The following is a 13,960-nucleotide window of genomic DNA, read 5'->3' on the forward strand; positions in this document are numbered from 1 at the left end:
GATGGATCATCCCAAACAGGGGAAACCCCTAACTTGTTAAAAAGACGGTCCCGGAAGGACAGGGTTAATGAAAGAATTTTATAGCACGAAAGTAACCTGAAAGAATAAATAGAAAGAATAAATAAAGGAAAGTATGTCTAAACATTTGAATAACTCACATAAACTGCCAGAATCTCCCGAAATTAGTATTATTGTTCCTTGCTTAAATGAAGAGCAAAATATTCCCATACTGGTACAAAAATTGGAATCGGTTATTCAGCACTACGATTTGTCTGCGGAAATTCTTATTGTAGACGATTGTAGCGATGATTATACCTTTCGAGAAGCTTTTATCTTACAAAATGAACATCCCAGAGTTAAAGCCCTGCATAAAGGACTACCTCGAGGGATAGGCCATGCCATACGATTTGGTATCCAACATGCCCGAGGACGAATGGGAGTTGTGGTGATGGGAGATTGTGTGGATCCGCTTATGGCCATTGCAGATTTCAGGAAAAAAATCCTCGGTGAAGGTTATCACCTGGCTTTGCTTTCCAGATATTTGGACCCTGAGGATTCTGCCAATATTCCTTTCTCCTACAAATTTTATCAATGGTGGTATCGATTTTTTTGCCGTTCCCTGATTGGTATAACCATTAAAGATATTACATATGCCTTTCGGGGTTTTGATATTGAATATATCCGGCAGCTTAATCTGGAATCCGGCGGGTTTGAAATTTCCCCGGAAATCACCTTGAAAACCTGGCTATCTGGGGGAAGAATTTGTGAGATTAAAGGGCGTCAAGGCCGTAGAATTGCAGGAGAATCCAAATTTCTCTTTTCTAAACAGGGGTTTGGATATGCCCGGATCTTGATTAAAGGTATTATCAAGAAGCGGACCGGTCGATGGATAGGATCCTGACTGTGGTGTGGAAAGTAAAGAAATTCATCTTATCTTTCCCTGGTTTGATTGCATCAACTAAGGATCGGAGCCGGAGCTGGCTCGGATTGATGTCCGTCCTACTGATTACGATCTATGTCCATGCTCCGTCCCTATATCTGGGCTTTACAGGTGACGATTTTCAGTGGTGGCAACAGGCTCGTATGGCACTGGACAAGCCTTCTCTGTTATTAGCTCCGGGAGGGGGTTACCGTCCTGTCAATACCTGGACGCTTTCCCTTAATCATCTCCTGTTCGGTACAAAACCCCTGGGCTATCATGCCACCAATCTTTTCCTTCACCTTCTCTGCGGGGTACTTTTCTGGTTTCTCCTGGGCCGTTTTTCCCTTTCTGTCCAGGTCCGTTGGATAGTTGTTATTCTCTGGCTTTGCTCCCCTTACTCTCTGGAACCGGCGCAGATTGTCAATACCCGTTATGATCTCATTCTACCTCTCTGCTGGCTTGCTTTGGCACTGATCTGGCCTGGACCCAGGGAATCCTGGAATCGAGGCCGCCTGGCAGGTGTTATAGTCCTTGCCGGCCTTACCCTCTTTACGGTTGAAACCTGGGTGGTACTTCCCGCTTTTGTCCTCTGCTTCGATCTTTGTTTGAGCCAGATCCACCTGCGCAGGGCGCTCCTTCATACGCTGTGGGCGGGAATAGCACCGTTGATGTATCTCTTTATTTATTTTCTCCATCCTCCCATAGACAGGAGTATTTATTACGCGGGGGGTTTGAAAGCGGCCGCTAAAGTACCCCATGCCTGGGCCGTCTTCTCTAACCTGACCTTTCTCCATCCCTTGGAATTCCCCTTTGGAAGTAGGGAAGTACTTTCCTTGCTGATGATGGGTTCCCTGGCCTGGTTCGGTTGGCGACGATCTCAGCCCTTGATGGGAATTGGATTTGCTTTTTTTCTGTTGCCTTTTCTTCCTATCCTCCCCGTAGGATTCATGACCACCCGCTATACGTCTATCCCGCTCATGGGATTTTTGATGATGGTTTGCGCCGGGGTACGAGAACTCCTCCTATCTTTGAAAGGTTGGCAGCAACGGGTAGCCAAAGTCCTTGTTGGGGCTGTGGTGTTGCTTGAGTTCATTGCAAACTTAGCAGGGTTACAGGGAGATATGATAGATGCCCAGAGATATACGGACCTCCATACCAGATTACTCACAGAAGCCCAGGCGTTTCTACCTTCCCTTCCCCGTGATCGCTTGATCGTCGCCGTCCGTCTGGAAAATGAGAATCCACTCTTCGAACTTGCTCTGGATTCCAAAGGAATTCCTAAGCTTTACTATCCACGTCATCTGGATCCCTACGGACTTATTGACTGGGCTGCACTTCTGTCCTATGTCCTCGAGCCTGTTGGTGGACCCCTGTATGGGATAGCTCCCTTAGACGAAACCAAAACTCCTAACTATACCGTTGTAGGTCATATCCAGGGGGGTTTCGTCATATTACCTACGGACGCCCCTACGGCCTATGATGCGGCCTTGATCTGGCAAAACCAACACCGTTACGTTCGCTTCTTAAAACCCTGGCCATAGCTTAACCCTCCTTGAAATTTTTGGCAAATTACTTATTGATGTATTTACCGATCAATAACTCAAGGTTCATAAGGGTTTGGGAAGGAGCCAGTTTGGGTGATGTAATCAGCGCGTCTTTCAGAGCCGTCGCACAAGGGCAGGTCCGCTCTTTAGGTATCCTGGCGATCGCTCCTCTGATGATTTTTTTAGCAGTTCCTACATTTTTTAATAAATTGGCGATGATGGCTTCGGCGGTTACATCCTCCTCGGTTTCATGCCAGCAATCATAATCGGTTACCAGAGCCATAGTTGCGTAGCAAATTTCTGCTTCCCTGGCCAGCTTGGCTTCTGGAATATTGGTCATTCCGATAACATCTACTCCCCATTGCCGATATATTCTGGATTCTGCCCGGGTAGAAAACTGTGGCCCTTCAATGCAGAGATAGGTACCTCCCTGATGCATGGTGGCCCCGGCTTCTATCCCGGCCTCATATAAGATCTTGCTTAGAACCGGACATACAGGGTCTGCAAAGGCAATATGTGCCACGAACCCCTCTCCAAAAAAAGTACTAACCCGACTTTTGGTTCGATCAAAAAACTGGTCTGGAATGACAATGTCAAGGGGTTTAATATCTTCCCGCATACTTCCCACGGCACTGGCCGAAAGTAACCACTCTACCCCTAATTTTTTAAAACCGTAAATATTAGCCCGAAAATTCAGTTCGCTGGGAAGAATTCGATGCCCCCGTCCATGTCTTGGAAGGAAAGCAATTCGAATCCCATCCAAAGTTCCCAGAACATATTCATCCGAGGGGTTTCCAAAGGGAGTATCTATCTCTACCGACTCGATATCGGTAAGTCCTTCCATTTCATATAAACCACTTCCTCCAATAACACCTATTTTGACTTCAGCCATATTCTTTTCTCCTTTTCTAAATATACCTATACTTTGCCTTTTCTCGTAAGTTATTGATTTTATGTATCCACGAAGGGATAGGAAAGTATGGGGGTGTGGGAGTATGGGAGTGTGGAAGTATGGGAGTATAGGAGTATATACTTCCATACTTCCATACTTCCATACTCCCCTACCCCCCTACTCCCATACTCCCATACCTCCATACCCCCACCCTCCCATACTCCCACTTTTTTGAGACTCTATTTAATTTAAAATGGATTGTCAAGGGTAGAGGTGAACGAATTCCACAGATAGGATTTAATTAATTCAGGTTATAAAATTATTGACTCTGACCGACGGTTATGGTATTCAGGAGTTTCATGAATGATTCTAAAAATCAACCGACTCCTTCCATTGAGCAGTACCTTGAACAACTTCGGGAAAAAATTCGGTATCATAATTACCGCTATTATGTTCTCGATGACCCTGAGATTTCAGATGCGGAATACGATGGGTTGATGCAGGAATTGATGGAATTAGAGGGGAGATACCCCCACCTGATCTCACCGGATTCTCCTACTCAGCGGGTTGGGGCTCCACCTTTGGATAAGTTTGACACGGTTCGCCATACCATTCCCATGCTGAGTCTGGCCAATGCCTTTCGGGAGGAGGAAGTTCGTGAATTTGACAACCGCATCCGGCGTATCCTGGGATGGGAGCAGCCTGTGGAATATGTTGTGGAGCCTAAAATCGATGGTCTTGCCGTAGAATTGGTTTATGAGCACGGAATCCTTATCACCGGTTCGACCCGGGGAGATGGAGAAATCGGGGAAAATGTGACCCAGAATTTGAAGACCCTTCCTTCCATTCCGTTACGTCTTTTAACTTTCCCTGGAAGTCCTATCCCGACCCGATTAGAAGTTCGAGGGGAAATTTATATAGAAACCAAAGATTTTCAAAAACTAAACCAACAGCGGGAGACGGACGGGGAGCCTGTCTTTGCCAATCCACGGAATGCCGCCGCAGGTTCCCTTCGGCAACTTGATCCTCAGATAACGGCCAGACGTCCCTTGAAAATCTTTTTTTATGGAGCCGGTCTCATCGAAGGGTGTACCTTTAAAACCCACTGGGAGATGTTGGAACAATTCAAGAAATGGGGGCTTCGGGTTAATCCTGAAAATAAGATTTGCAAAAACCTGACCGAGAGCTTCGATTATTATCTTCACATGCAGGAGAAGCGAGAAACCCTGGCTTATGAGATCGATGGAATCGTAATCAAGGTCAATGATCTGAGGCTCCGGGAAGAACTCGGGGAAGTTTCTCGAAGTCCCCGTTGGGCTCTGGCTTATAAGTTTCCCCCTCGGGAAGCTGTTACCCAGATTTTAGATATTCTCGTTCAGGTGGGACGGACCGGGGCTTTGACGCCTGTTGCAAAACTAAAACCGGTCCAACTGGGCGGGGTCCTGGTCAGTCGGGCCAGCTTACATAATCAAGATGAAATCGAACGAAAAGGGATTTTGATCGGGGATACGGTGGTGGTTCAGCGTGCGGGAGATGTGATTCCGGACGTGGTGAGGGTCCTTGAATCGGCTCGAACCGGGAATGAAAGACCGTTTGTTTTTCCCACAAAATGTCCGGTTTGTGGAGCCGATGTTCTCCGAAGCGAGGGAGAGGCCGTAGCGCGATGCACCGGGATCTCCTGCCCGGCTCAATTAAAGGAACGAATCTTGCATTTCACCTCGAAAGGCGCCCTGGATATCCAGGGGATCGGTCGAAAGCTGGTGGATCAACTGGTAAGGGAAGGACTTGTCTCAGATGTAGCGGATTTGTACTTTCTAACCGAAGAAAAGTTGTTGAGTTTGAATCGGATGGGTAAAAAATCGGCTCGAAATATTTTGGAAGCCCTGGAAAAAAGTAAACGTCCTTCCCTTGCCAGATTTATCTATGCTTTGGGAATCCGACATGTGGGAGAGCATCTGGCTAAAATTCTGGCCGATCATTTTAAAAATCTGGAAACCCTCCATCAGGCTTCCGAGGAGGAATTACAAGGAATCTATGAAGTAGGGCCTCAAGTAGCCCGAAGCATTTGGGTATTCTTTCAACAGGAAGAAACCCGGCAGGTCCTCAAAAAACTCAAGCAGGCCAACGTCGTGATCCTGGAACCTGCTGAAACCAAAAAATTGAAGAACCTGGAAGGAAAAACCTTTGTTCTGACCGGGGAGTTGAAAAGATTTACACGGGAAGAAGCAAAAAGATTCATAGAAGAACAGGGAGGCCGGGTGACTTCAACGGTGAGTAAAAAAACGGATTTTCTGGTGGTGGGAGAAAACCCGGGTTCTAAACTGGATAAGGCAAAACAATGGGATATTAAGCTTCTAAACGAGGAAGAATTCGAAAAAATGCTTCAGATTTAGACTGGAAATTTGCAAGAATTTTCTTGACAGTTTCAGCAGTTTGTTTTATAGACGCACAAAATAAAATCAAAGGGATTGTTACTTAACCGATACCTGAGGAAGAGCGTCTTACCGTTTACACATCTATCATAGTTAACCAGCCCAAATAACATAGAAGGTTTCAAGCCGAGATCTGTTGTCGGCAGAGATCCCCGTTAAAAGTAGTTCTGATTTTGCCCTGTCCTGGCCAATAGATCCTGAAACAGGCTGCTGTTCAACAGAAGGCGGGAGGGAGAAAATGATGTTACCTACCGCAGGAGTTACACCTGGCATATTCACAATCCCGCATACTGGTAAGATCATCTACCCGGTGTTAGTGTGTCAGACTTTACGGGGTACCTGGTTTACGATGGGGATGGGAAAGCAGATCTGGCGGTCTTTCGATCCTTTGAAGGAACCCGGCATATGCTGAATTCCTCCGGTGAAACCAAATCCTATTCCTGGGAAGATTCTAGCGATATACCGGTTCCCGGAGATTATTCTATGAGCTTTCACTTTTGAGAAGTAGTCAGGGTTTTCCCTAATTTTTGGTTTTTTTTAACTTGACAAGGCTAACCCTATATGCTCTAATTGCAATAAGTTAAAGGGCAGTTATGATAACCCTTTAATAATCAATAACTTACATAGAATTCGCCAGACTAACCTTTCTGGTGGGTAGGTCGAGGGTAACACCAAAAAGTTTAAATTTTAGGTTTCTAAAATGAAAACTTGAGGTTGTTGTCATCACCCTCAGGGAGTTTATCCATGTTGTTCGGTTCTAAAAATAAAATCGCCGGCCTTGATATTGGAGCCAGTTCCATTAAGGCCGCTGAGTTGAATCTGAGTTCAAAAGGTGCTGAGCTTAAGAGTTTTGGGGTCGTTCCTCTACAACCGGAAGTGATTGTGGATGGAGCGATTATGGATGCAGAGGTTGTTAAAGAGTCCATCCGGCAAGTTTTTAAAGAGGCCAGGATTAGCAGCAAAAATGTAGCTATTTCCGTTTCCGGACATTCGGTGATTGTGAAAAAAATTGTAGTCCCGGAGATGACCCCGCAAGACCTGGAGAAATCCATCGAAACAGAGGCCCAGCAATATATACCCTTTGACATTGGGGATGTCAATGTGGACTTTCAAATTCTAGAACGCTCGCAATCCGCTCAACCCGGAGAAATGGAAGTTCTCCTGGTTGCCGTCAAGAAGGAAAAAGTCAATGAGCATATCAACCTGGTCCGGGAAGCCGGTTTAAATCCGGTCATCATTGATGTAGATGCCTTTGCCTTTGAAAATGCCTTTGAACTCAACTATGAAGTGGAGCCTGGCTCGGTAGCCCTGATCGATATTGGTGCCAGTACTATGAAAATCAACATTATGCAGGATGGGGCTTCCACCTTTGTACGGGACATCTCGGTAGGTGGGAATCAGTATACCGAAGCCTTACAGAAGGAATTTAATGTGAACTATGAAACCGCCGAAAAAATGAAGAGAAACCAGTTACCCGATAATATTAGCCCGGACAGTGTCTTTTCGGTTATCAATGCGGTTTCGGAGGATATCGTCGTGGAAGTTCAACGGTCTTTTGATTTCTTTAGGGCTTCGGCACCCGATGTCAATATTAACAAAGTCGTCCTGGGTGGGGGTTGTTCGTTGATCGAGAATATCGATAAATTTTTTGAGGAAAAATTAGGTATTCCGGTAGAAAAGATTAATCCGTTCCGGAATATAAAGGTTAATCAGAAAAAGTTTGACATGGAGTACATGGAAAGTATTGCTCCCAGGGCATCGGTAGTTGTAGGCCTAGGATTAAGGAGGGTGGGTGACAAATGGTCAAAATAAATTTATTACCTAAAGAAGATCAAAAACGAACCGGAGCTCTCGGGCAGCTTGTTCTATTTATTTTCATTGGGATCCTTTCTGTTTTAGCATTTGTAGGAGGATGGATCTATCTCGGTAATCAGATTGATAGTCTAAAGAAGGATATTCGGAGATTGGAGGCCCGACTCGAGGAACTTAAGCCCAAAATCGCGGAGATCGAGAAATTTAAGGCGGATAAGAAAGATTTGGAAGGGAAACGCGAAGCCATCCTTAAACTGGAAAAGGATCAAAAGGTTCCGGTTCGACTTTTAGATGAAATTTATAAAACCCTTGAGAAAGAAGAAGTATGGCTGACGGCTTTTAATAAGGCCGGAGACAAACTCAGCATATCCGGTGTAGCCCTTTCTAACCCGGCTATTTCTAATTACTTACGTAAACTAGAGGAGTCTCCTTATATAAAAAATGTAGAGTTAATTATCAGTACCGAAAGTAAAATGTTTGATCGGACGGTAAGGAATTTCCAGATTAGTTGCGAACTCGAGAGTCCGGGTGAGACCAAAGAGGCCAAAGCCAAATAGAGGTTCAGGAGGCAAGTTATGGCAGGAACTTTGGATAAATTTGCAGAAATCCCCAATAACTACAAATACATAGGTCTGATAGCCTTTGTGGCCATTTTAGGAGGCGTTTTCTGGTACTTTATTTATGATCCTTCGATGCAACAAATAAAAAGATTGCAGAACGAGCGGAAAGAGAAAAGTGCCAAGGTGGCAGAGGCCGAAGAAATTGTCAAGAACTACGATAAGTTTAAACAGGAAAAAGAGAAAGTGGAGGCTGAACTCAATGAGGCGCTTAAAAAACTTCCGAAAGGGCGAGAAATTCCCTCTCTATTGGAGAAAATCAACGAGTCGGTTATAACGGCTGGATTAAACATTTCCACCTTTCAACCCGGGGCCTTGAGCGATAAAGGGCTTTACAGTGAATTTCCTGTTAATATTACCATGACCGGTGGATATCACGAGTTTGCCCGCTTTACAGATACGGTCAGTAAACTGGATCGGATTGTAACGATTGGTACTATTAATATGACGCCCATTAAAACCCCGACCGGTGAGGATAGTTTATCTATTGTTGCTCAGGCTATGACCTATACTTCTAAGTGATATTTAAGTTTCTGAATAGGCTTCCAAAGACCCGGTAAGAAAAGTGCTTGAAAGTCCCCGGGTGACTTTGGGCAGAAAAGTTTATTGAAGGCTTTGAACAAGGGCTGGTGGAAAATGATATTTACGGGATTTTCAAATCCTGGAGATATTCCAAAAAGGATTGTTTTTATCGCCGGTTCCTGTTCATAAGCTGGGAGCAGTTGGTTATGATTAAGCAACGTGTCTGTGGTTTATTACTTCTGGCTATGGTTGGTTTAATGGGTTGCAATGAAGAACCGTTGGAATCTGAACAGCCTGTTAATCCACCGAAAAAGAAGGAGGTGGCTCAGGAAGAAAATAAAGATGTGAAACCCACGCCAGCAGAGCAGGAAGTAGCCTTTACGTATAATGCTGAAAATCGCCGCAATCCTTTTAAACCTTTAATCAGTCCAAAAATTGAACCCAAAGAGGTCGTGGCAGTCTCCCGTCCCCAGGCTGTTCTTACTCCTTTGGAGCGGTATGATACCCATGAATATAAGTTGGTGGGTGTAATTGCTGGACGTGGTGGAGATTATGCTATGGTGGAATCTCCCGATGGCAAAACCTATAACTTTAAGGTCGGAACCCGTATAGGTAAGAGAGAGGGTGTGGTTCAAAAGATAACAGACGGTGAGGTTGTAATCAAAGAGATTATTCGCTATGATACGGGTGATACCAAAGAAGTCGAAACCACCCTGTCTCTGAACAAACCTAATGAACAAGGAGCCCGATAATGAGCAATTATCCCCTAAGGTGTGTCTCATCTATCTTTTTTGTCTCTGTTGTTCTATGGATTTTAAGCGGTTGTGGTGGGCCTAAGGAGACTATTAAAACTCCGAAGGCTGTCTCGGAGGGAGAAGTTCCCGGGTCTGTGAAAATAACCCATATCAGTAGTGAAGCTCTTGAAGGAAAGGTTCGGGTAACAATTGAATCTTCCGATAATCTAAGTTATACGGCTTTCACCCTGAGCGATCCTTTACGACTGGTTCTTGATCTACCCAATGCGCAATTGAAATTTAAAGAGCCTATTGCGGTAAATAAAGGAGCGGTCCTCAGCATTAATCCCATTCAACTTCCTAAAGAAGGTAGCCGGATCAACTCCCGGATAGAAATCGAACTCTCTAAACAGGTACGTTACCAGGTATTTCCCGATCAGAATAAGTTATATGTGGACTTACAAGATGGTATCGAAGAGGTTGCGGCACGTCCATCCGAAGAAGTCGTACAACTTCCTGAAGCGCCGCCCCCCCAGGAGGCTCCCGCAGAGGTAGCGCCTGCGGCTCCCGAGACCGAACCTCCCAAAGGTCAACCTGTTGAAGTCGAGCCCTCCCAAGGCAAGCCGGCTGAAACAGAACCTAAGGCTGCCAAGCCGGCTGAAACAGAACCCAAGGCCGCTCCGGCGATTATGTCGAAACCCTCTGCTCCGGAAGTTAAGTTGTCTACCATTAAGGAGGTTGAAGTCTCTCAACTCCCCAAGGAAACCCGAGTTACTATTACCTCCGATACTTTACCGGAATATGAGGTAAAAAAGGAGTCTGAGCCTCCTCGTATTGTTTTAGACTTGAAAAAAAGTAAAATCGTTCCGGAAGCCCAGAAGATTACAGATGTCCACTTAACGCCCAGCGTCCTCAAGCGAATCTCCTCTTTTCAGCTAAAACGGAGTCCGGAAGGAGCCGATAATCTCGTTCGGGTTATTCTCAACCTTACTCAGGCCGTGGATCCTCAGATCAAAACCGAGGATGGCAAAATTATTATAGATATGGCCCATCCCACTCAAGTTGCTGAGGCTCCTTCAACCGCTAAACCTGAAGGGGAAAAAGTTGAAGAACTCGAAGCCCCTGCTTCAGAGTTGCCTGCCGCTCAGGCTCCCTCTATTCGAACTCCCCAAACAACTGAAGAGGCCAAATACCGGGGCCAACCTATTACGTTGGATTTCAAAGATGCAGACATTCGGGATGTATTGCGTATTATTGCCGAGATCAATGATTTTAATCTGGTTTTACATCCCGAAGTCAGCGGTCGTGTAACCGTCAGGCTGATCAACGTTCCTTGGGATCAGGCCCTGGATATTATCCTTAAGCTGAATAATCTGGCCGTTGAGATAGAAGGCAATATCATGCGGGTGGGATCCAGCACTTCCTTCCAAAGGGAAATTGAAGCCAAACGCCTGGAACAAGAACAACGACTGGCGGCCCTTGAAACTCAGAAAAAACTGGAGCCTTTGCGAACCGAGATTATTACCCTCAACTTTGCAGATCCTGCTCAAATTGTTACCGTTATAGAAGGGGTGATTGCAGGTCGTCGAGAAGGGCAACCGGCAGGTCCTCGCAGAGGAACCATTACCGTAGATGCCAGAACGAAAACTCTCATCGTTCAAGACACCGAAGAAAATATCCGACTCATCCGGGAGTTGGTGGCCAAATTGGATAAGCGAACCCCGCAGATTCTCATCGAAGCCCGCATTGTTACGGTCAGTAAACAATTCAGTAAATCCCTGGGAATCAACTGGGCCGGTTCCTTTAATGCCGATGCTGCCCACGGTAATACAACGGGATTTCGATTCCCCAACTCCATTAACGGTAACTTTGCCGTCAACCTCCCACTGGGGGCGAGTGTGGGGTCAACGGGAATCCGGCTGGGAAGTATTGATGATGTATTTTCTCTGGATTTGAATCTGGCCGCTGCCGAAACCGAGGGACTGGCTACTATCCTGTCTCAACCGAAGGTGGTTACCGTGGATAATAAAGCAGCCTCTATCCAGACCGGCGTGACCTTTACCCTGGCAACCACGATCCTGGTTAATAACACAACCCAGACCACCCTCCAGCAAGTTAATGCCACGCTTTCTTTAAACGTCACTCCCAGGGTTTCAGCCGATGGGCATATCCTCATGACGGTTAGTGCCCAGAATAATTCGCCTGATTTTGCCTCTCCCATTACAACCGCCGGAGGGGTTCCACCGATCAATACTCAAAGCGTTAATACCGAGGTTCTGGTTAAAGATGGAGAGACGGTGGTTTTGGGTGGGATTTTGCAAACCGACTCCAGAAGGAATCTTACAGCAGTACCTTATCTTTATAAGATCCCTGTAATAGGAAGAGTTTTCAGATCTACTATTCCGGATAGCAAAAATCAAACTGAATTACTTATCTTCATAACCCCGAAACTTTTAAACGCCGCTACCGTTGAACAAAGCGAAGCAGGGAATATTAGACAACTATCCGCTCAGTGAAGTACAAAAATGGGGTATGTGGGTGGAGGATGGGGAATGGAGAAGTGGGTGTTCTGCATTCCTCATTCCCCGATATCTGATGGGCAAGATAAGTTGCAGTTCTGTAAGAATTTTTGTACTGATTACGGTAAGTTTGACTCTCCTGAATTCCTGTGGGGAGCCCTTTGGAGGTAATGGTAATTCACAAGTATTCCTGACCCTGACGGTCGGCTCGGGAAATCCGGTTAACATTGTGTCAGATGTCTTTGATCCCTCGGTTCCCGGTAACGTAACCGATGATTTTGCCGACTTTGAGATTACTTCGGTTCCTAAAAATAGCCGGGCGACCTCTCCTGCTTCCGACGTTATTTTAAATCAGCAAAATGTTACCTACTTTCGACCGGATGGCAATCCAGAGGTTCCGGCTCCATTTACCCGTTTTATTGGAAATATACTCGTTCCGGCAGGTGGAACGGTGACTCAAAATTTGTTGGTCCTGCCGGCTTCAGCTAAGTTAAAACCGCCTTTGAGTGACCTGGCTTTTGGGGGGGGCGAAGGCCAAATTTTTCTCACAGCCGTCATAGAACTCTTCGGTGAAGATCTGGCAGGTAACCCGGTATCGGTCAAAGGCACAATGGGAATAACTGCCAGGGATGTTTTCCCATAATTAACTAAGGGGGGAGCCATGAAGCCACATACTCTTGCGGTTTCTTTAGTAGGACTGTTGGGTTTTATTTTTGTGTTGTTTTCTGGGTGTGGAAAGCTTGAAGATCCGGAAAGGGCTGAACCGGTGGGTTCTTCGGGTGGAGGGATTCCGTTGCCTATCGGCCCCAGATCCCAGATTGGAACCTTCTCCTTAGAAGCCAATGCAACCCCATCTTCCGCACCTGCAGATGGAATTACTTCCATTTTAATCGTTGCAGCGCTCATCGATACCTCGGGAAGGCCGGTAAGTGGATTCGATATTTTCTTTCGATCTGAATTAGGCTCTTTCTCCGCATCCCCTTCACCTCCTTTAGGAAGTGTAACCACTACAACCCCGGGGGAAGGACGTGCCGTTACCGATGCCAACGGAAAAGCCTCTATCTTTCTGGTAAGTACCCAGCCCGGAAGTTCTCCCGTCACGGCCATAGCCGATATTAACCGGAACGGCTCGGTAGATACCTTCGGAGATCTATTTGCCACAACCTTTGTGGAATTCACGGCAGCTCCCGGTGCCCCAGGTCCAGGTGTGGCCGGTATCGTCCTTACCGCAGATCCCGTTTTTCAAACCGTCGAATTCACAGGCACCACACCTCCTGAACCAGAGCCTGTGACCATCCTGGCAACAGTTTTTGATGAACTGGGTCAGAGAGCCGGTGCAGGAGTTACGGTGGAATTCTCCACCTCCTTTGGAGCCATTACACCCTTTAGTACCACCAATGAATCCGGTCAGGCCACCGCAACCCTGGTAATTCCTCCCATTACCAGTAGCACAGATATCGTGGTCACAGCAAGTACGGTCATCAACGGAAGAACCTTTACAAGTAGGGTTACGGTAAGTGTCGAAGTAACCGGACCCGGGACGTTTACACCTACGCCTTTTCCAGTAGCTCAAGCAATAGATCTGGAAATAAGTTCAAACATATTATCTCCAGGCAGTACATTTACCTTAACTGCCACGGTTACAGATGCAGCGGGTCGCCCAGTTCCTAACACAAGTGTAACTTTCAAAAGCAGTTCTGCAACATGTAGATTTTCAACTTCTCCAACTTTACCCCTAACAAGAGTAACCAATCAATCGGGCGTAGCAACCAGTCCGTTTATTAGTATCAATGCTCCTTCAGGCTGTGAGATTACATTTATTGCGAGCTCTCCAGGTATCCCAGCCAGTAATACGGTAACCCTTCTTATACAACAACCAACTCCGACACCGGGTCCATCACCTACGGCAACTCCAACACCCTAAGAGAAGTAAGATAGCTTAGGGGAAGCAAATCATAGGGCAGTT

At 46.1% G+C, this 13,960-nt stretch carries 13 protein-coding genes; 11 read left to right on the top strand and 2 right to left on the bottom strand.

Annotation, left to right across the window (positions count from 1 at the left end):
• The first annotated feature begins 133 nt into the window (after positions 1 to 133).
• Together VNM22_16155 and VNM22_16160 are read left to right on the top strand one after the other, a co-directional pair.
• Positions 134 to 901 (top strand): glycosyltransferase family 2 protein, encoded by a 768-nt coding sequence (locus tag VNM22_16155; protein HWP48690.1) that lies wholly within the window; start codon positions 134 to 136, stop codon positions 899 to 901.
• Between the two features lie 89 nt (positions 902 to 990).
• Entirely contained in the window at positions 991 to 2,463 is a 1,473-nt protein-coding gene (locus tag VNM22_16160; GenBank protein HWP48691.1) for a hypothetical protein, read from the top strand.
• A gap of 28 nt (positions 2,464 to 2,491) precedes the next feature.
• On the opposite strand, the gene mtnP is transcribed toward VNM22_16160, so the two are convergent.
• Both mtnP and VNM22_16170 read right to left on the bottom strand, forming a co-directional pair.
• Positions 2,492 to 3,358, bottom strand: coding sequence for an S-methyl-5'-thioadenosine phosphorylase (gene mtnP, locus VNM22_16165; protein HWP48692.1), 867 nt, complete (start codon positions 3,356 to 3,358; stop codon positions 2,492 to 2,494).
• 59 nt (positions 3,359 to 3,417) lie between these two features.
• On the bottom strand, positions 3,418 to 3,561 hold the full coding sequence (locus tag VNM22_16170; protein ID HWP48693.1) for a hypothetical protein: 144 nt from the start codon (positions 3,559 to 3,561) through the stop codon (positions 3,418 to 3,420).
• A 156-nt stretch (positions 3,562 to 3,717) separates the two neighbouring features.
• Between VNM22_16170 and ligA the strand changes: the two genes are divergently transcribed.
• From ligA to VNM22_16215, 9 genes are all read left to right on the top strand, one after another.
• Entirely contained in the window at positions 3,718 to 5,751 is a 2,034-nt protein-coding gene (gene ligA / locus VNM22_16175) for an NAD-dependent DNA ligase LigA (GenBank protein ID HWP48694.1), read from the top strand.
• A 357-nt stretch (positions 5,752 to 6,108) separates the two neighbouring features.
• Complete coding sequence (locus tag VNM22_16180) at positions 6,109 to 6,291, top strand: hypothetical protein (GenBank protein HWP48695.1); 183 nt, start codon at positions 6,109 to 6,111, stop codon at positions 6,289 to 6,291.
• Between the two features lie 243 nt (positions 6,292 to 6,534).
• Positions 6,535 to 7,602, top strand: a complete 1,068-nt coding sequence (gene pilM, locus VNM22_16185) for a type IV pilus assembly protein PilM (GenBank protein HWP48696.1) — start codon at positions 6,535 to 6,537, stop codon at positions 7,600 to 7,602.
• On the top strand, positions 7,590 to 8,159 hold the full coding sequence (locus tag VNM22_16190) for a PilN domain-containing protein (GenBank protein HWP48697.1): 570 nt from the start codon (positions 7,590 to 7,592) through the stop codon (positions 8,157 to 8,159). The genes pilM and VNM22_16190 overlap by 13 nt, the downstream gene beginning before the upstream one ends.
• Positions 8,160 to 8,177: 18 nt before the next feature.
• A complete protein-coding gene (pilO, locus tag VNM22_16195) occupies positions 8,178 to 8,741 on the top strand; it encodes a type 4a pilus biogenesis protein PilO (protein ID HWP48698.1) in 564 nt (187 codons plus the stop codon).
• Between the two features lie 206 nt (positions 8,742 to 8,947).
• The gene (locus VNM22_16200; GenBank protein ID HWP48699.1) at positions 8,948 to 9,493 is read left to right on the top strand and encodes a pilus assembly protein PilP; all 546 of its coding nucleotides are present in this window, start codon (positions 8,948 to 8,950) and stop codon (positions 9,491 to 9,493) included.
• 137 nt (positions 9,494 to 9,630) lie between these two features.
• Positions 9,631 to 11,991, top strand: coding sequence for a type IV pilus secretin PilQ (pilQ, locus tag VNM22_16205; protein HWP48700.1), 2,361 nt, complete (start codon positions 9,631 to 9,633; stop codon positions 11,989 to 11,991).
• A gap of 16 nt (positions 11,992 to 12,007) precedes the next feature.
• Entirely contained in the window at positions 12,008 to 12,637 is a 630-nt protein-coding gene (locus VNM22_16210; protein ID HWP48701.1) for a hypothetical protein, read from the top strand.
• Between the two features lie 18 nt (positions 12,638 to 12,655).
• Positions 12,656 to 13,918, top strand: coding sequence for an Ig-like domain-containing protein (locus tag VNM22_16215; protein ID HWP48702.1), 1,263 nt, complete (start codon positions 12,656 to 12,658; stop codon positions 13,916 to 13,918).
• Positions 13,919 to 13,960 lie beyond the last annotated feature (42 nt).

The organism is Candidatus Limnocylindrales bacterium, assembly GCA_035559535.1.
In the GTDB taxonomy this organism is placed as follows: Bacteria; Moduliflexota; Moduliflexia; order Moduliflexales; family JAUQPW01; genus JAUQPW01.

Coding starts and splice junctions, on each gene's coding strand:
- VNM22_16155 (HWP48690.1), top strand. CDS start 134: ATGTCTAAACATTTGAATAACTCACATAAACTGCCAGAATCTCCCGAA.
- VNM22_16160 (HWP48691.1), top strand. CDS start 991: ATGTCCGTCCTACTGATTACGATCTATGTCCATGCTCCGTCCCTATAT.
- mtnP (HWP48692.1), bottom strand. CDS start 3,358: ATGGCTGAAGTCAAAATAGGTGTTATTGGAGGAAGTGGTTTATATGAA.
- VNM22_16170 (HWP48693.1), bottom strand. CDS start 3,561: ATGGAGGTATGGGAGTATGGGAGTAGGGGGGTAGGGGAGTATGGAAGT.
- ligA (HWP48694.1), top strand. CDS start 3,718: ATGAATGATTCTAAAAATCAACCGACTCCTTCCATTGAGCAGTACCTT.
- pilM (HWP48696.1), top strand. CDS start 6,535: ATGTTGTTCGGTTCTAAAAATAAAATCGCCGGCCTTGATATTGGAGCC.
- VNM22_16190 (HWP48697.1), top strand. CDS start 7,590: ATGGTCAAAATAAATTTATTACCTAAAGAAGATCAAAAACGAACCGGA.
- pilO (HWP48698.1), top strand. CDS start 8,178: ATGGCAGGAACTTTGGATAAATTTGCAGAAATCCCCAATAACTACAAA.
- VNM22_16200 (HWP48699.1), top strand. CDS start 8,948: ATGATTAAGCAACGTGTCTGTGGTTTATTACTTCTGGCTATGGTTGGT.
- VNM22_16210 (HWP48701.1), top strand. CDS start 12,008: ATGTGGGTGGAGGATGGGGAATGGAGAAGTGGGTGTTCTGCATTCCTC.
- VNM22_16215 (HWP48702.1), top strand. CDS start 12,656: ATGAAGCCACATACTCTTGCGGTTTCTTTAGTAGGACTGTTGGGTTTT.